Source organism: Acidicapsa borealis (assembly GCF_059115245.1).
In genome coordinates this window covers 1526988-1545063 of the sequence record NZ_JCACNY010000001.1, presented here as the reverse complement: position 1 = coordinate 1545063, position 18076 = coordinate 1526988, and the positions used below count along the sequence as shown (strand labels likewise).

At 59.1% G+C, this 18076-nt stretch carries 12 protein-coding genes; 3 read left to right on the top strand and 9 right to left on the bottom strand.

Features of this window, described 5'->3' with window-relative positions; translation table 11 throughout:
* Positions 1-129 precede the first annotated feature (129 nt).
* Positions 130-819, top strand: a complete 690-nt coding sequence (locus AC5S27_RS06190; RefSeq protein WP_493933689.1) for a PadR family transcriptional regulator — start codon at positions 130-132, stop codon at positions 817-819.
* A 209-nt stretch (positions 820-1028) separates the two neighbouring features.
* Here the strand turns inward: AC5S27_RS06190 and AC5S27_RS06185 are convergent, their stop codons facing one another.
* From AC5S27_RS06185 to AC5S27_RS06145, 9 genes are all read right to left on the bottom strand, one after another.
* Positions 1029-1583 (bottom strand): hypothetical protein, encoded by a 555-nt coding sequence (locus AC5S27_RS06185; RefSeq protein ID WP_493933688.1) that lies wholly within the window; start codon positions 1581-1583, stop codon positions 1029-1031.
* Positions 1584-1627: 44 nt separating this feature from the next.
* Complete coding sequence (locus tag AC5S27_RS06180) at positions 1628-2410, bottom strand: enoyl-CoA hydratase-related protein (RefSeq protein WP_493933687.1); 783 nt, start codon at positions 2408-2410, stop codon at positions 1628-1630.
* 24 nt (positions 2411-2434) lie between these two features.
* Entirely contained in the window at positions 2435-2860 is a 426-nt protein-coding gene (nusB, locus tag AC5S27_RS06175; RefSeq protein ID WP_493933686.1) for a transcription antitermination factor NusB, read from the bottom strand.
* Positions 2857-3738, bottom strand: a complete 882-nt coding sequence (gene ribH, locus AC5S27_RS06170; RefSeq protein ID WP_493933685.1) for a 6,7-dimethyl-8-ribityllumazine synthase — start codon at positions 3736-3738, stop codon at positions 2857-2859. Before ribH ends, nusB begins: the two co-directional genes overlap by 4 nt.
* A 147-nt stretch (positions 3739-3885) precedes the next feature.
* Entirely contained in the window at positions 3886-6174 is a 2289-nt protein-coding gene (locus tag AC5S27_RS06165) for a hypothetical protein (protein ID WP_493933684.1), read from the bottom strand.
* Between the two features lie 320 nt (positions 6175-6494).
* Positions 6495-8633 (bottom strand): S9 family peptidase, encoded by a 2139-nt coding sequence (locus AC5S27_RS06160; RefSeq protein ID WP_493933683.1) that lies wholly within the window; start codon positions 8631-8633, stop codon positions 6495-6497.
* A gap of 179 nt (positions 8634-8812) precedes the next feature.
* Complete coding sequence (gene kdsA / locus AC5S27_RS06155; RefSeq protein WP_493933682.1) at positions 8813-9625, bottom strand: 3-deoxy-8-phosphooctulonate synthase; 813 nt, start codon at positions 9623-9625, stop codon at positions 8813-8815.
* The gene (gene pyrG, locus AC5S27_RS06150; RefSeq protein WP_493933681.1) at positions 9615-11279 is read right to left on the bottom strand and encodes a CTP synthase; all 1665 of its coding nucleotides are present in this window, start codon (positions 11277-11279) and stop codon (positions 9615-9617) included. Before pyrG ends, kdsA begins: the two co-directional genes overlap by 11 nt.
* 168 nt (positions 11280-11447) lie before the next feature.
* The gene (locus tag AC5S27_RS06145) at positions 11448-14183 is read right to left on the bottom strand and encodes a carboxypeptidase regulatory-like domain-containing protein (protein WP_493933680.1); all 2736 of its coding nucleotides are present in this window, start codon (positions 14181-14183) and stop codon (positions 11448-11450) included.
* 607 nt (positions 14184-14790) lie between these two features.
* On the opposite strand from AC5S27_RS06145, the gene AC5S27_RS06140 reads away from it, so the two are divergent.
* Positions 14791-15864 (top strand): hypothetical protein, encoded by a 1074-nt coding sequence (locus AC5S27_RS06140; protein ID WP_493933679.1) that lies wholly within the window; start codon positions 14791-14793, stop codon positions 15862-15864.
* 213 nt (positions 15865-16077) lie between these two features.
* Entirely contained in the window at positions 16078-18066 is a 1989-nt protein-coding gene (locus AC5S27_RS06135; protein ID WP_493933678.1) for an alpha-galactosidase, read from the top strand.
* Positions 18067-18076: the final 10 nt, after the last annotated feature.

Sequence of the window (18076 nt, the reverse complement as noted above, 5' to 3'; positions counted from 1 at the left end):
AACTCAGACCAACAATTTTTCTTGAATCCAATTTGCGTTACGACAATCTTAGATATATCTTAAGATATATCGTGATCCATTCACGAAATGTATCGAGAAGATCAGAAACACACCACAAGGAGAATCATCATGTTTGGAAAAAATAAGTTTGAACGTTTCATGGCGCACCGCTTTGCGGAAGCCGAATTTACAGAAGGACAGCCCGCTTTCGGCCCCGGCAACCGGCGCGACGAGCACTGCGGCCATCATCGCGAAGAGCGTCACCGCGGCCGGCACGGCGGCTGGGGAGGATTCGGTCGCGGCTTCGGCGGCGGTTTTGGCGGCCCATTTGGCGGTGGAGGATTCGGCGGAAGCGACCGCGAACGTATGTTCGACAGCGGCGAACTTCGCCTGGTCATCCTCGCGCTGGTCGCCGAGAAGCCAAGCTACGGCTACGAAATCATCAAGGCCATTGAAGAACGCCTGTCCGGCGGCTACGCACCTTCACCCGGCGTCGTCTACCCCACCCTCACCCTGCTCGAAGAAGAAGGCTACACCACAGTCTCCACCGTGGAAGGCACCAAGAAGCTCTATACGGTGACGGAACAGGGCACAGAGTACCTGAAGACCAACCAGGCCACCATCAAGGCCATCTTCGGCCGAATGGAGCAGGCAGGCAAAGCTTTCGGACGCGGTAAATCGCCGCAGCTCATGCGCGCCGTCGCCAACCTGATGTTCGCGCTCAAGATGCGCGCCAGCCAGGGCAACCTCTCCCCCGAACAGATCCGCAAGATTGCCGAAGCGATCGATGCCGCTGCCCGGGTTATTGACGAAGTCTAAGTTGAGGCTAATCACGAGATGGAACACATCGCTTCAGCATCTTCCAAAGGAAGCAGCAATGCAACCCAGCGACGGAGAACGCAATATGCAGGCAGAGTTGCAGCTACTGGAGGCTCACTACCAGAGCCTCCAGATGCTCGTCAGTGAATTGCTTGTCACCAATCAGGAACTACGCAATGAAGTGGCCCGGTTGAAGAAGGCCAGCCAGCCTAACGCGTCGGCCACTCATCCACTACAACACCCAGATCGTTGAGCTGCGCAATCGCGGCCTCGATCTGCCGCCGAATCGCAGGACGCGCCTTGCGATCCGCCAGTGGGGATTCCTCAATCGCCACCACTCGCCCATACGGCCACGCACCTTCCGGCAACGACATTAACGCGGAGACAATGTCCTGCTGGCGAATCTGAATCTCGTTCCGCCGCGCCGCGTTCGGCCGCAGAATGCCGCCCTGGCCCATCTTGCTCGTATTCGCATCCGCCTGCGTCACGCGAAGATTGACCATCTTCTCGTCGAAGCTCAGAAACGGATTTTCCCACGCACCGGGCTCATGCACATCCACATAACGGCTCTTGGTCGGCAGCGAGATCTTCGCCAGCTGCGCCCGCTGTTGTTCATGCTCAGCAGAAGCTTCCTGGGCGCGCTTTTCGGCAGCCGCAGCGTTGCTCGCCACACTGGCTACGGCCTGCTCTTCCTTCTTGCATCCCGAAAGCCCGCAGAACACAATCAGAACCACTGCAGAACCGGCGATAACCTTCGGTGACAAAGTTACAAATCTCTTCACAAAACTCAGCATATCAGCAGAAAATCCTATTTCCCTGTCCACTGCGCAGGCCGCTTGGCGAGGAACGCAGCAGTCCCCTCAGCCTTGTCTTCGGTCCCACAGCAGTGTCCAAAATGCCGCGCTTCCTCGGCCAAACCATCCTCGAGCGACACATCCAGACCGCGATCCACCGCCAGCAGTGTCCGTTGCAAAGCAACCGGCGCCTGACCCGCAATCTCCAGCGCCAGCGCCTCAGCCCGCGCCATCAACTCACCCGCCGGAATCACTTCATCCACCAGCCCAATCCGTAAAGCCTCGCTCGCCGGAATGATCGCGCCGGTCAGCAGCAGCCTCAGCGCGGCGCCACGCCCCACCAGCCTCGGCAGCCGCTGAGTACCGCCAAATCCCGCGATCACACCCAGCTTCACTTCAGGCTGACCAAACTTCGCATCCTCGCTCGCCAGACGCAGCGTGCAGGCCATCGCCAGCTCGCATCCTCCGCCCAGCGCAAACCCATGAATGCAGGCAATCACAGGCTTGCCCAGCGTCTCGATGCGCCGAAAAAGCGCCTGCCCGCGCTCCGCATAAGCCCGCCCATTTGCCTCATCCAGCGCAGCCAGCTCGCCGATATCCGCCCCGGCCGCAAAAGCCTTCGGTCCCGCCCCGGCCAGCAGCACCACGCGAACCTCGGGATCAGCCGCCAGCGTCTCCACCGCCAGCTCAAGCTCAGCCAGCAGCGCGGCATTCAGCGCATTCAGCACCTGCGGCCGGTTCAGCGTCACAACGGCAATGGGCGCACGTTTTTCTACCAGAATGTTCGAAAACTCCATGGAACCTCCGCGGCAAACGAGCGCCTAAATCCTCTTCACAAGTTCCTTGGCCAAAGCATCCAGCACGCCATTCAGAAATCCGACCGACTCCGGCGCCGAGTACCGCCGCGCAATCTCCAGCGCCTCATTGATGATGATCGGAAACGGCGTCCCCTTGAACCCCAGCATCTCCGCCACAGCCAGCCGCAGCACGTTGCGGTCAACCCCTGGCATGCGCTCCAGCCGCCAGTTCACCAGGTGCGCGGAGATCAGATCGTCAATCTCCTCCGAACGTGCCGTGGCCACCCGGTAGAGATCCTGCGCAAACCCGCGCACCTCAAGATCAGACTCTTCCCGAGCCACCCAGAACGTCTTGCCAACCTGCTCCGGGGTCTGCTTCCCCATATCGCCCTGGAAGAGCATCTGCATCGCCAGCTCGCGCGACTTGCGCCGCGTACCCGTGCTGCTCATGCACCCTCGCTATTCAGCAGCTTGCGCCGCAGCGAAACCATCTCGATCGCAGCAACCGCCGCCTCAAAACCCTTGTTCCCCGCCTTCACGCCAGCACGATTCAGCGCCTGCTCCAGCGTCTCGCAGGTCAGCACACCGAAGGCATGCGGAATGCCCGTCTCCTGCTGCGACTGCCCGATCCCGCGCGAAACCTCGTTATAGATAGCCTCGTAGTGCGCCGTCTCACCGCGCAACAGGCAGCCAAGCGTAATGATCGCGTCCACACGCCCCGGCCCGCCATTGGCAGGAATCCGTTCCGCAATCGTCCGTGCTGCAGCAGGAATTTCCCAAGCACCCGGCACACGCACAATCTCAATATGCCGCCGCGCCGCACCACTCCGCAGCAATCCATCCAGCGCGCCATCGAGCAGGCGGTCCGTAATCACCGCATTCCAACGCGCCACGACGATGGCGAAATGCATTCCCTCAGCCGACAGGTCGCCCTCAACAGCCACAGGCTTGCCCGCAAACGGATCCGTCAGCTCCCAGAACGTAAATGGCTTCCCCGGCACCGGCTCAACCGTAAACAGCCGCGACTTCCAGTACGTCTCCGTCACATCAGACACTGAAGCCTCACCGCCCTGCTTCCGAACCCACGCCAGCGCAGCCTCGCGAATCGCATCCAGATGCGTCACTTCGACAAACACATCCGACTCGCCCGGCATCTTGCCCTGAATAATCTCTAAGTTGCCCAGAGGCGCCAGGAACGAAGCACCCCTGCTCTGCTCATCATCCCAGCCACTGCCGGGGCCAAAGCCCAGCGCGGAAAAGAAGCTGGCAAGGCGCTCATATTCGGCTGCCGTGCCCGCTGGGCGCAGGATTGAAATTCCTTTGATCATACTTTCGATTCTATCTCGCCATACCGCCGCATCCGTCCACCGGACGAAGCGTAAGCGCGCTGATCCCACACAACTGCGCACAGACAAAGGCCCGCTTCGCCGAAACGCGAAAGCGGGCCTTTCCCATGTGCGGGAAGGATGGTTGAATTAGGTCGTGGTACGCGGCTTCACCGCGATGAACGTAGCCGGAACAGGCTTACCGGTGCCATCCAGCAGGCCCGGATTGATCTGCTTGGTGTCCGTCAGCGACTTCACATCGATGTAGTGCACCAGGTTATCTCCGGACGTCGACACGAAGAAGATCGTGTCATCCAGGCTGAATGCACCGGCCACAGGAGCCGTCGGAGCGCCGGTCAACGTGATCTGACCAACCTTCCCAAGCGTACCCGGCGTGCTGGGCTCGTAGTAGGGCAACGTCGGCGAACCGGCTCCGCTCGCCAGATAGGTCACAAACGCGAGGCTCGAACCAGGCGAAGTCACCACCTGATTGATCTGGCTGGCAGAGAAGTTCAACGTCGTCTGCTTCACACCCGGAATCACAAACTGAATTCCCACCGTGTCCGGGGTATTGGCAGGCGAACACGCACCCGAATACAAGCTCGACGGAATATCCAGACCGATATCCGACAGTGTCGGTGTCGTTCCGCCGTTCAGGCCAACGCCGATCACGTGGTCACCATCGACCGTCGCCCCGAGCGCATCCGTCTGCGGAAGAGTCAAGTTAGCGGTGGCCAGCGGATATGCCTGGCCAGTGGTCAGGTCAGGGCACCATGCATGAGCGACTGTCTGCGTGCCGCTCTCAAATGCTCCCACGCTGGGAATCGTGATTGCGACGTTATTCGACGCGCTCGGCAAAGCGTAAGTGGTCCAACCCGTGTTCACATTGTTCACGAACAAAGTCGGAGCGCCGTTGGCATCGGTGCCAACAACGTACAGAGTCTTCGCATCCGGAGTCCACTGTGCCGCCGTACCAACGCCGCTGAACGTGGTGTACGTGGCTGCAGCCGTCTTGTACAGGTAGAAGACCTTGCGGATCGGGTCGTTGATCAGGATCGTCTGGTTATCCGGAGCCGCCGCGAGCACCACGCCCGGGACATTCGGATCTTCCTTGCTCAGCGCGTTTGAAGCGGTATTGTAAACCATCAGTTCGTGGCTCGAACCGAAATAGAGGCTCGTCGCCGTCCGGTCCAACACCATCGAATTCGGGAAGTACGGCATCCGGACCAACTGTCCAACCGTCCCCGTAATCAACTCCACCGGCACAAAGTACTGCGAAGCGGGGTTGGAAAGCCAGACAAAGGCGCTGGCAATGCCCGGCGTTGTAATCGTCACCTGGTTGCTGGTAATCGGCGTTCCGGTCTGGTTCACACCAATCTTGTCGATCGGAGCAGGATTGCAGGTCGTCGGCTGGCAGACCGCATAAATGTCGGCCTGACCGGCAAAGTTCGCCGTTACCGCTCCGCCCGAACCCACACTGATATCCAGCGGATTCGTCGACTGGTAATCGAGCGTCAAACCCTGGATCGGCTTGCCCTTGGTGTCGACAATGGTCGTCACCAGGTTCTGCGTCACACCCTGCGTCACCGTCCCTGAAGTAGACCCGTTCAGAGTTACATTGATCGAAGCGGGCGGGCAGGTGGAGAAGTATCCAGCCGACGATCCCGAACCGGCGACCGACGAAGTGATGTAAGTCGTACCCGGCAAGACGGCCGTGATCACGCCCAGCGGATCGATCGTCGCCACCGTCGTGTTCTGCGCGGTGTAAGTCGCCGGGCCAATTACCGTCGAGCAGCTCGGAATACCAGCCAGATTCGGGCCGCAAAGCTGAGTCTGGGTGCCATTGTTGCTGTAGAACGCGGACTGGTCCAATTGCGCCGTCTGCGTCTGCGAATAGCAGCCTTGCCCAAGTGTCGAACCTGTGGTCGGATCTTCCAGCACCAGTGATACAGCCGTCACCTGCGCATGGACGAAGACCTGAACCTGGTTGGACGTAACCGAAGAAGCAGCCGCGGTGACATAGGCCGTCTGATACGGCAGGCCATTGGTCGTCGGCAACGGGTTCGGCTTGTTGCAGATCGTATAGTCGGGAATACCGCCACCGCTGCGCCGGTTCCAGACGCCAGCGCAGATATTGCCGGTCGGCGAAAGATCCACCAGCTGATTGTTCGTCGTGCCGTACGAATAGCTGGACACCGATGCCGAAGTACCCTTGCAGGTCTTCGCCGTCGGCGTAGCAATCTGCTGCGTCTGGCCAAAAGCGAGAGAAATACCCGTGGTGCGCGGCTCGAGGTCGATCGAAGCGACATCCGTCAGCTTCAATCCATAGCCTTCACCGTTGCAATAATTTCCGGCGGGATTGCGTGTGCAACCGGAGATCGAGATGCCGGCCGGTATTGCCAGGCACAGCAGAAAAACAAGCGTCAGCAACCGCTGCATGAAACCTCCCCGCTCCGCTTTCGTAACGGCAGAACGGTCAACCACAATGTCGAAAATCCAAAAGAAGTCCGAAAGAAAAGTGTATCAGGACGCGGCTACCCTTCGCTGCCCCAACGAGGAAGAGCAGGGGAACCCGAAGAGCGCGAACACCCCGAAACTCCAAATCAGAGACCAAGGGGCAAGACACACCAATCCGTTATCTGATGGACGAATTCCCCCCAGAAACGCGAGCGAACCCAAATCTCATCTCCTGTTCTCGATTCTCTGCTCTCTGTTCTCTGTCCGCTGTTCTCTGTCTTCTGTTCCCTATTCCCTGTTCCCTACTCCCTGCCTTCCGGCATGTACTTCCCAAACCAGTCCAGCGCCCGCACCAGCACATCCGTCCGATGATCCGGATTCACAAACCCATGCCCCTCATTCGGATACACCACCAGTTGCGTCGGCACATGCTGATCCCGCAACGCGTGCCAGAACTCAAACGACTGTGGCGCCGGGCACTCCCCATCCCGGTCCCCCACCACCGCCAGCGTGGGAGTCTTCACCTTGTCGATGAAGTTGATCGCTGAGCTCTTGGCGTACACAGCCGGGTCTTTGTACACCGAAGCGCCAAAATAAGGAGTCATCCACTGGTCAATCGAATTCTCACCGTAGTAGCTCTGCCAGTCGGAGATGCCCGCTCCAGCCACTGCCGCTTTGAAGCGATTGGTCTGCGTCACGCCAAACATGGTCATAAACCCGCCATAGCTCCATCCGGTAAGCCCCAGGCGCTTGTCGTCCACCGGATACTTCGCCTCAACCGCGTCCACGCCGGCAAGAATGTCCCGGAGATCGCCATAACCAAAATCCTTGCGATTGGCTGCGGTAAACGCCTCGCCTTGTCCATAGCTCCCGCGCGGGTTGGGCTCCAGCACGAAATAGCCGAGGGACGTAAACACCGTCCAGTTCAGCCCCCATGTTCCCCACTGCGAAAGCGCGGCAGCCGCCGGGCCGCCATGTACCAGCACGATCATCGGATACTTCTTCGCAGGATCGTATGGGTTGGGGAAATGCAGCCAGCCCTGCACGTTGAATCCCTCATTCTTCCAGCTCAGCGACTCCGTTTTTCCCCGCACGTTCTTCACGCCGTCATTGAAATGCGTCAGCTGCTGCAACCCCGCGAGACCATGCACCGCAGGACCAGCAGTGTGCGCAGCATAGATCTCCGCGGGCTTGTCGAACGAACTGGCGTTGAAGACAAACAGCGAGTGATCCTTCGTCGAAGAGAGGCTCATCTCAAGCCGCCCGTCCGCTGGCGATCCTGAGAAGGTGTAGACCACCGTATCCGCGCCGCCTGCCACCGGGATCTTCGCCAACCGGCTGTCGCCGCCAAAAGTCTCGCTCACATAGAGATGCGCGTCGTCGCTCCACTCAATCCATGCCGGGCTGGCCGGGCGATTCGCGGTCAAGTCTTTTGGTTCGCCGCCCTCGGACGGCAACAGCCACACATCGCCACCCGTCGACCCCTGATCGCTCATCAGTCCGCCGATAAACGCAATCGACTTCCCATCCGGCGACCAGCGCGGCACGGCAATCTGCAACCCGTGCATCGGCCCAGCAGCCTCGGACGGCGCAAAAATCACCTTTGGCTCGGCATTCAGAGTCTGCGTATACAGCTTCGCCACCCACCAGTTGTTTTCCCCCGGTGGATTCGCGGCGACAAATGCCAGCGTCTTCGAGTCCGGCGCCCAGTCGAACTCATACACGTGCAGCTTTTCAGGCGTGGCCAGCGTCGGTGCCACGGCCTTGTGTGCATCCGCATCGACGAATGCAACCCGCTGAATCTCCACGCCATCCTCGCCGATGACACCTGCCCATGGCTTCATCGCCGCCAGCGCGCCGGCTCTGCGCGTTGCGTTCGGCACGTAGAGAAAACCAATCTTCGATCCATCCGGCGAAAAGACCGGATCGCCCACTTCGCCCTTCGCCTCGGTGAGCCGGTCCACATCCACCTTGGCTTTGCCCTTGGCCACGTCACCGCTGATGGTGGCCAGAAACAAGTTCTCCTGGTCAGCTGTCTGGCAGTTCCCGGTAAAAGCCAGCTTTTTCGAGTCCGGCGACCAGGCGATCGAGCCTTCACCGCAGTTCGGGTTCGGCTTCTTCGAAGCCGTGACCGCAGTCGTCTTCGTCGGATCAGCAAACGGGGCAACAGTCACGCCCCAGCCATCCTTGCCCTGCCGCACACTAGCCAGCATCGACCCATCCGGCGAAACCGCGACGGCACCGAGCCGGACGCTGTGGTTCACACTCTTCAGAATCTCTTCCACTTTGGCCTTCGTGCCCGTCTCTTGGGACCAAGCAGGCGACGTCAGGCAGGAAAACAGCAAGGCAGCAGTGGCAACGAAAACGAGGGAGCGCGAAGAAGCCACGCGCCCGGCCCACGAGGTGCGGCTCAATACAGGACTCGGCAAGGATTTAGACATGCAGAAATGCTATCAGCCGGAACCGCTCCACCCCCACGGTGAGCATAGCCAAATAACTGCACTTCGATTGCGCAAGGTCTGTCCTCCCATTGCGCAATGCACGCACGCCGATTGCGCAGTGTGCGACGCGGATTGCGCATCGTCGGACAGTTATTGCGCAACGTAACGCGCAATGTTGGTCACCGGGCTACAGCGTGAATCGCTAAAAGCGTCTCCAGCAGCGGTTTCAGACGCTTCAAATCCAGCGCATTCGCCCCATCGGACTTGGCATGCGCCGGATCGTCGTGGACCTCCAGAAACAGCCCATCCACACCCGCGGCCACCGCCGCTCGCGCCAGCAAAGGAATAAACTCCGGCTGTCCGCCACTCACACCGCCAGCCGCCGAAGGCTGCTGCACCGAGTGCGTACCGTCAAAAACCACCGGCCCAAACTGCCGCATCACCGGCAAAGAACGGTAATCCACCACCAGCGTGTTGTATCCGAAGCTCGCCCCGCGCTCGGTCAGAAACACCCGCTCATTGCCCGTAGACTTCGTCTTTTCAACGGGATACTGCATATCCCACGGAGCCACAAACTGCCCCTTCTTGATGTTCACAGCGCGCCCGGTCTTCCCGGCAGCCACCAGCAGATCCGTCTGCCGGCAAAGAAACGCCGGAATCTGCAGCACATCCACAGCCTCAGCAACCACCTCGCAATGCCCCGGCTCATGCACATCCGTCAGCACAGGAAGCCCCGTAGCCTTCGCTAAAGCGCCCAGAATACGCGTCCCCTCCACCAATCCCGGCCCACGAAAGCTCTTCACCGAAGTCCGGTTCGCTTTGTCGTAGCTGGCTTTGAAAATAAAGGGGATACCCAGGTCCGAAGTGATCCGCTGAATAGCATCCGCCATCGTCCGCACATGTGTTTCCGACTCAATCACACATGGGCCAGCAATCAGGAACAATTTACCTGCGCCAACTTCGACGGGTCCGATCTCGAAGCTATGCCCCATGGCTAGCTTCCACTTCTGCACTTACGGCTGCAACCTTGTTCGGGCGGTGGGCATAGCTGGCTGCGACAAAGTCGCGGAACAGCGGGTGCGGCTCCAGCGGCTTGGATTTGAATTCCGGATGGAACTGACAGCCGAGGAAGAACGGGTGATCCGGGATTTCCACGATTTCGACATAGGTCGAATCGGGCGTCGTTCCGGTCAGCCGCAGTCCGCCGCCAACCAGCAGCGCTTCATATTCACGGTTGAACTCGTACCGGTGCCGATGGCGCTCGCTGATCTCGGTCGTGGCATATGCCTTTGAAGCCAGCGAATCAGGCTCCAATACGCAATCCCACGCGCCCAGACGCATTGTTCCTCCCATCTCTTCTACGCCGAGGAGTTCACGCAGCTTATAGATCACGCGGTGTTCTGTCGCCGGATCGAATTCGCTGGAGTTGGCCGTCTTCAGCCCGCAGACGTTGCGCGCAAACTCGATGCAGGCCGTCTGCATGCCTAGACAAATGCCGAAGTAAGGAACCTTGTTCTCGCGCGCATAGCGGATCGCATTCAACATGCCTTCAATGCCACGCTTACCAAAGCCGCCAGGGACCAGGATGCCGTCAAATCCGGCCAACTGCGACTCATAGGACTTGTCTCCAGGCTCCTTCGACTCGAGGCCTTCCGCTTCAATCCAGGTAACTTCAAGCTTCAGGTTATGCGCCAGCGCGCCATGGACCAGAGACTCCTTCAGAGACTTGTAGCTATCCTCATACTCGACATACTTGCCGACGATGCCGATCGAGACGCTGTCCTTCGGGTTGTAGGCGCGATGAACAATATCCTTCCACTTGGTCAGGTCGGGTTCTTTGGCATCGATATGCAGGTACTTGAGCACCAGCGTGTCCACGCCTTCCTGCCCAAACGCGACAGGAACCTCGTAGATCGAAGCCACATCTTTGGCCGTGATCACAGCGCGCTCTTCGACGTTGCAGAAGGCGGCGATCTTGGACTTCATATCCTTCGGCAAGTGGCGGTCAGTGCGGCAGAGCAAAATGTCCGCCTGGATGCCGATCCCGAGCAGTTCCTTGACCGAGTGCTGCGTCGGCTTGGTCTTCAGTTCCTGCGCGGCGGCAATCCAAGGCACGAGAGTGGTGTGAACGAAGACCGTGTTCTCGCGGCCAAGCTCCTGGCGCATCTGGCGGATCGCTTCGAGGAACGGTAACGATTCAATATCGCCCACAGTGCCGCCGATTTCGACGATCACCACATCCGCGCCGTGCGAGGCTACCTTGCGCATTGCGTTCTTGATCTCGTTGGTCACGTGCGGGATGACCTGGACAGTCTTGCCCAGGTAGTCGCCGCGGCGTTCCTTGAGGATGATCTGCTCGTAGATGCGGCCAGTCGTCAGGTTGTTCTCCCGCGACAGGTGAGCGTGGGTAAACCGCTCATAATGACCAAGATCGAGGTCCGTCTCAGCTCCATCGTCGGTAACAAAAACTTCGCCATGCTGAAAGGGAGACATGGTTCCCGGGTCCACGTTCAGGTAGGGGTCAAACTTCATCAGGTTGACCTTAAGTCCTCTGCATTCAAGCAGACAACCGATAGAGGCTGCGGCGAGCCCCTTGCCTAAACTGGACACGACTCCGCCAGTCACAAAGATGTACTTTGCCGACATTGCTGCGACCTCTAAATTGGATTGTGTGGATTGGCCGAACGAGGGGTGCACAATCAAGTATGACAGATTCTTCCCCGCGATGGAAGTCTCAACTCAGAGCCTAAGCAAGCGGATAGTCCCGGCCTCACAGGGAGACCGGGACTTGTTGTATCTGCCAAGAGTTCGCGTTTAGAAGTGGAACCCAACCTCCGCCGTCAGCGCACGAGGACTTACGTAGTGCGTTCCGCTGAAGGTTGAGAGGAAGTTATACAGAGCGTACTTGTTGGTGATGTTGACCGCTGAAAGCCGCAGGCTCCACTTGTTCTTGTCTCCATGGAACAGGTTGTCCTGCCCGATGGAAGCATCGAAGAGGCTTCGGGAAGCGATGCGCGGCGGGTTCTTGTCGTCATTCTCGGAGTTGATCGCTGGAATCTTCACCAAGGTTGACGTGAACTCGCTTGCCGGGCAGAGATTCGGAAGCGCCATGTTCGGCGTCGCCTTTGCGCCGTTGCAGGTGAAGCCGGCCTGGAACTCCTCGTCGGCCGTGAAGTGACTCAGGTCGATAGCCGGTGTACCATCTGGCAACGTCGCTGAACCGCAGCTGGAGTTGGGATCGCCGTTGTCGCTGTAGCATGGCACGGATCCAGCCACTAGGCCGCTGTCAAATCGCCAGTTAAAGCCGACCCAGGGCGCAACCCAGTTTCCGATCTTGAACGGCGTCTGGTACTGCACATGTGTCGTCTCGTTGAACTTCTCATCGTGATCGATGCGGAACGGCAGCCCGCTCGAACCAACGGTTGCACCCGCACCGCCGGTCTGCGGAGGAAAGATCCTTGCCGCTACGGACGACATGACAATATAAGCGGAAACGTGATGGAAGTCGGGCACGTCCGCACGCAGAGCGATACCGGGAACCTTCGAGTTGTGCCAGTCGATGGGGAAGGTGATCGGGGTATTACCCAGCACGCTGAAATCGAACGCGTTATGGGTGTACTTCCAGATGTAGTCTCCGCTGAAGACGAAGTTCTTGCCGAAGGCCTGCTGCAGCCCGGCGTGAAACTCGTTGCGGAATCCCGGCTGCAGCGTTCCAGCGACTCCGGGGCTGCAGGCGAGCAACGGATTCAGCACTACGTTCGTGCATCCGGTGCTCGACAGAACGAGATTTTCGTTGAACGGAGTTTCCAGTGTTCGCGCGTAAGAGATACGCAGCACCGTATTCGTGGGCTTGATTTTGTAGGACGCTCCCAGGCGAGGCTCAACCTGCCGCGCGCTGGTCAATCCGTTGTACAGATCGCCACGGATGCCGAGGTTAAACAGCCAGTTTCCCGCCGTGATCTGATCCTGCGCATAGAGAGCAAGCTCCTTCACGTCGGTGTGTCCGTCAAAGCTGAACAGCCCTCCGCCGCGCGTCAGGTCGTAGGGCGAGAGCACGGCAAGGAAGTTGGGATTGGCCCGGTTCTCTCCGCAGGCGCCAGGGTCAGCATAGCCAGCAAGAGGGGTTCCTGCAGCATTGACGCAGGGCGCGTTGTACGTCGAATCAACGATTCCGAGCGTGTCATTTTCCCGCAGGAAGGTCTGCGAGTACACGGCGCCGACTTTGATGTTCTGCCCGCCTCGGACGTAGGAAATATCAGCATGTCCGCCGGCGTTGGTCAGCGTCCGGAACTGCCCGATGGACGAAGTCTGCAGGTTGGCCGGACCGCGATCCGCCAGCGGGTTGTTGCTTGGATAGTAGTGGTAGGCATCGCGCCGCACATACGGGCCGAAATTGAAGACCATCTTGTCGCTGATGATCCGGGTGTAGGTGGGAGCAATATTGAAGGTGCCAATTTGCGACCGCTGATCCGCATCGCCAACGCTGCCGAAGACAGGCGACGCACTGGTTCCACCGCTCAGGACGTTCTGCACGTTGAGGTTGTCGTATGTATTCGGCGTCTGAAACCATGAGCGGCTGTAGCTCAGGTCGACATGAACGGAATCGTTCTGCGTGATCGACCTGTCGACACGGTCGAAGACATTCTCCTCATTGCCCTTGGCGTGGAAGACGCGAAACTCGGGCGGATCGAGGAATCGTCCGGTGTTCAGTCCGTCCACCTCGACGAAGTTGCCCCAGTCCTTGCCGCCGTAGCTCAAGTCGACCCCGCCCGTAGCGGATCCAAAGCTGCCAAACGATGAGGTCACACTGCCCGTTGGCGTGGTGACGCCCTGGCCGGAACGCGTGGTGACCTGGATGACCAGGCTGGTCTTGCCACCAAACTCCGCCGGAGGCGCGCCAGAGATCACTTCCATCGATTGAACGGAATTGGATGGGAGCTGGTTCGAAAATGCCTTGCTCTGCTGGTCAGAAATGCTCTGGCCGTCAATCGCAAAGGTGTTTGACGCGTGATCGCCTAAACCATGCATCTGCCCGTTGGAGTCCGTCGCCACACCTGGCGAAGTCTCGGTCACAAGCGAGCTGAGACCGGACGACTGGCTCTCCAGAGGAATCTTTTCCATCGAGCCGCGATCAATATCAGTGTGGAAGGTCGAATCGTTCTCCAGCAGATCGCCTGAATTCACGGTTACGGTATCCACGGCGCCGCCTGCCTTGAGCGAATCAGTCAAGGTGATGGCCACGGTGGTACGGACCTCGACATCGCGATGATAGGCATCGAAACCCGGCGCGACGATGGATAAGTGGTAAGGATTGAAGGGCAGATTGGGGAACTGATAGTGCCCGGTCGGATCCGATACAGTGGATCGGGAATACCCGCTGACGGGGTTTTGAATAGTCACCGTGGCGCCAGGAACAACTGCCCCGGTACCGTCGTCCACGGTTCCGGAAAGCGTTCCGGATTGAGCTCCAGACTGAGAAAAGCAAAACGTGCCCGCAGTAAGAATAAGAAAGCAAACAAGCCGAAAGACACGGCCGCGAATAGACGGCATGAAAAAACCTCCGCAATGGTAAGAAATGCGTCGAAGGTAGTGTTTCCTGAGAGACTGCCCGAAACTCCGACTCACCAGACTGGCTCGAAGTCGGACGTTGCCTGTTCTCTCCGGAAGTGCGCCCACCGCACGTACGAGCTTGCGGGGCGCTGCATCGAGGGCTTCTTAGGCTTGCGCGGGAGGGGGCCGGTTAAAAAGAGTCCAGTTCCAGGGACGAATCACTGTCGGAAGGACTGGAACCGGCACCGCTGTTGACCTGCCTGCAGAAACGATGACTGCGGCCACGACTGCCACGGGAGCGGCCGAATGCATGACCACGCAGATCGGACAACGATCCGCGTCGGCAGCGGCCGGGTGAACGTGGGCCACCTGAACGAATGTGACGAGCACCAGCAGCATTACACAAAGCAACGTTGTGGCGCGCGCGGCCCACGGCCTGCGTCCATCCAACATCTGTCCTCGTAATGCGCGGTTTTCGCTCATCATCTTCTACAAGAATACACATATTCCAAAATCGGTACCCGAAAGGGCGTATCAAATTGAACGCCTTCCATATCGTCAATGTGTCAGCGACGATCCCACGCCCGCGTCGTCTAAACTGTCGAACATGCCTGCATGGCCCAACCCGCGGCTCTCTCGCCTGGCACTTGCATTGGCAGCCGGAGCTTTTCTGCTGCCCACATCGGCGGCGATCGGCCAGACAAATGAGCCACAGCACAGTAAGACACCCCTTACCGTCAAGCCTGACGTTCCGGGGGTTCAGGTCAACCACCGCTTGATCCTGAAGGACGGCACCTACCAGATCGTCCGCAAATACGAGATCGTCGGTAACCGCGTCCGCTACATCTCGGTCGAGCGTGGCGGCGACTGGGAAGAGCTTCCGGAAGAGCTGATCGACTGGGCTGCGACAAAGAAATTCGAACAGCATCAGGCCGAACAGGCCCAACAGCAGTCGCCCGCCATGCAGGAGGCCGCCGACCTCGACAAGGAAGAAGCGACCGAGCGCGAGAACCAGAAAGATCGCAGGCCGGAAGTCGCGCGGGGGCTTAACCTCCCCGATCAGGATGGCGTCTTCGTTCTCGATGAATTCCGCGGCACTCCGCAGTTAATCGAAATCGTTCCCACCACCGGCGATCTGCAAATGGCCCGCCAGCATGGCCTGCGAGCCGTTCTACCGCTGCAGGGGCAGTTGGCGCATGTCGAGCTGGAGGGCGCGGCCGCTAAGGTGGCCATCCACGTGAACGAGCCGGTGATTTATCTCTCCCTGGATGACCGCGACGACGGAAAGGATATTGCCGAGCAGGTCGCGTCGCACTCTGTCACCATCGACACCCACGGCGCCGCCGGTGTACAGCACCCCAAACGCGGAGCGACCTCACCCACATCGGGCTTCGCTATCGTTCGCGTGGATAGCCGCAAGGCGGTGCGCATTGTCGGCACGGTGCATGTCAGCCCCACGGGCAACATCACACAGAGCGAAGATGTCATTCCCATGACTGCCGAAGTTCTCCCCGGCAAACACTGGCTCAAACTCAAGCCGAGCCAGGCGCTGCTCATCGGCGAATACGCGCTGGTCGAAATCCTCAGCGCAAAGGACATGAACGCCAGCGTCTGGGACTTCCAGGTCAATCCCCGCGCCCCGCTCAATGAGGCTGCGATCGTCCCGCTCGACACACGGTAGCAACCGTCTCCGCCCATCTCCAAGAGCCATTCGCCGGCCGTTTTCTGTACACTTGGCAGGCTGTGTTTGGGCCTCGTCCTAATGGTCCAGAGCGACATGAATTCTTCCGGAGATACTGCCGCAATGATCCTGCGCGCGCCGCAATCCCTGTTGCTCCTTGCCTGCCTGACTACCCTTGCTCCTTCCTGCGCCTCCAGTCAGAAATCGGCGCAATTGAAAAATGAGAAAGTCTCACTTACCTGCACTGCAAAGTCCGGTACGTGTCTCATCCGCTGGCATGACGGGACAGAACTGGGTCCAATCGCCGCGAATGTCGAAGTCGATGGAGACAGGCGCTGGACAACCACAGACTTCCCGAGGCATCAGCTTCAAAGCGGCAAGAGCGCGAACGAGCTGATCCTCCGTCACACCGGGCTGCCGGGCGCGCCTGAACTGACGCAACACATCTCGCTCCCGACTGGCAGCTCCTTTTTCCTGATGGACGTCGAGGCCACCAGTGGGCATCCCATCCGCACACGGCATATCTCACCGCTCGTTCTCACTGCAAACGGCTCCGCGCACTTCGCGCAGGGCGAGACTCCGAGCGTCATTTTCGTTCCCTTCGACAATGATATGTGGGTTCACTACAACGAACCAGTCGATCCGGCGAAAGACCCGGACAGCTACGAAGTAACAGCCATTTATGACAACGCCAGCCGTCACGGTCTGGTGCTCGGATCGATCACGCATGACCAGTGGCGCACCGGCATTCTGGCCCGCAAGCGCTCCACGATGCGCATCGAAGAACTGGAAGTGTATGGAGGCGCCACCGGCCATTGGACGCACGATATCGAGCCGCACGGCCTTGTCTCCGGCACAACGGTGAAATCTCCGCAGATCATGGTCGGCTACTTTGCGGACTGGCGTGATGGTCTCGAAGCCTACGGCCGCGAAAATGCCCGCATCAAGCCGCCGCTTCCATGGAAAGATGGAGTTCCCTTCGGATGGAACAGTTGGGCCGCTTACGCCATGAGCATCGATGTGAAGAAGTACAACGCGGCCGCCGACTTCATCCATACCGAACTGGAACCCAGGGGCTTCCAGAACAACCACACGACTTACGTGAACTGGGACGCGGGATGGAATGCGCTCAGCGAAGCCGATCTGATTGCCGCCGCAAGGCGCATCCATGCGCAGGGGCAGAAGGCAGGTATCTACTACACGCCGTTCTCTTACTGGTCAGATGATTTCTCTAAGCCCGTCGAAGGTACTGATGGCAAATACAAGTACAGCGACCTGCTCGTGCGCGATTCGCACGGCGAGCCGCTGCCTAAGGTCGATGGAGCGCGTCCGCTCGATCCTACGCATCCCGGAACCATCGAGCGCATCGATCATCAGCTCGCGCAGTTTGTCGCCTGGGGTTACGATTCCGTCAAGCTGGACTTCCTCAACTGCGGCTCCATCGAGGGACAGCACCACGATCCTAAGATCACCACCGGGGTGGAAGCTTATAACTCCGGCATGAAGCGCATTGAAGACGACCTGAGCCCTGCGAAGATCGGCCGCCCGTTCTTCATCAGCCTTTCCATTGCTCCTCTCTTCCCCGCTTACGGACACGGCCGGCGCATCTCCTGCGACGCCTTTGGCCGGATCGAAGACAGTGACTATCTTCTCAACGCAGTCACTTTCGGATGGTGGACCAACGGCACACTCTACCAGTTCAACGACCCCGACCACACAGTCATCGCAAAGGACCTCGATCCATACCACTCTCAGTCATTACCCGGCAGTGTGCAGACACTCGAAGAAGCACGCAGCCGCGTGAACGCTTCCGTCATAGCCGGCACTATGCTCCTTGACAGCGACGACCTCAGCGACCCTCGCGCACAGGCTCGCGCCAGGGAGTTGCTCACCAATCAAGCTGTGCTGGATATTGCACGCTCTGGCCGCAGCTTCAGGCCGGTCGAGGGAGATAGCGGAATCCACGCTGCATCTGTATTCCTGCGCGAAGAAAAAGATGGCAGCATCTATCTCGCAGTCTTCAACTACAGCGAAGTCAAGCCATCTGAACTGAATATCGAATTTACCCGCCTGGGACTGAAAGCCAATCGCAAATACCGCATCACCGACCTGTGGACCGGCGATCGGCAGGAAGCTTCCAATCAACTCAAGTTATCCCTGACCGCAGCGCAATCACGGCTACTGCATCTCACTCCAGAGTAGCCGCGAAGTA

Bases quoted from the DNA above. Each gene is read 5' to 3' on its own strand.
- AC5S27_RS06190 (WP_493933689.1), top strand. From the start codon at position 130: ATGTTTGGAAAAAATAAGTTTGAACGTTTCATGGCGCACCGCTTTGCG.
- AC5S27_RS06180 (WP_493933687.1), bottom strand. From the start codon at position 2,410: ATGGAGTTTTCGAACATTCTGGTAGAAAAACGTGCGCCCATTGCCGTT.
- nusB (WP_493933686.1), bottom strand. From the start codon at position 2,860: ATGAGCAGCACGGGTACGCGGCGCAAGTCGCGCGAGCTGGCGATGCAG.
- ribH (WP_493933685.1), bottom strand. From the start codon at position 3,738: ATGATCAAAGGAATTTCAATCCTGCGCCCAGCGGGCACGGCAGCCGAA.
- AC5S27_RS06165 (WP_493933684.1), bottom strand. From the start codon at position 6,174: ATGCAGCGGTTGCTGACGCTTGTTTTTCTGCTGTGCCTGGCAATACCG.
- AC5S27_RS06160 (WP_493933683.1), bottom strand. From the start codon at position 8,633: ATGTCTAAATCCTTGCCGAGTCCTGTATTGAGCCGCACCTCGTGGGCC.
- kdsA (WP_493933682.1), bottom strand. From the start codon at position 9,625: ATGGGGCATAGCTTCGAGATCGGACCCGTCGAAGTTGGCGCAGGTAAA.
- pyrG (WP_493933681.1), bottom strand. From the start codon at position 11,279: ATGTCGGCAAAGTACATCTTTGTGACTGGCGGAGTCGTGTCCAGTTTA.
- AC5S27_RS06145 (WP_493933680.1), bottom strand. From the start codon at position 14,183: ATGCCGTCTATTCGCGGCCGTGTCTTTCGGCTTGTTTGCTTTCTTATT.
- AC5S27_RS06140 (WP_493933679.1), top strand. From the start codon at position 14,791: ATGCCTGCATGGCCCAACCCGCGGCTCTCTCGCCTGGCACTTGCATTG.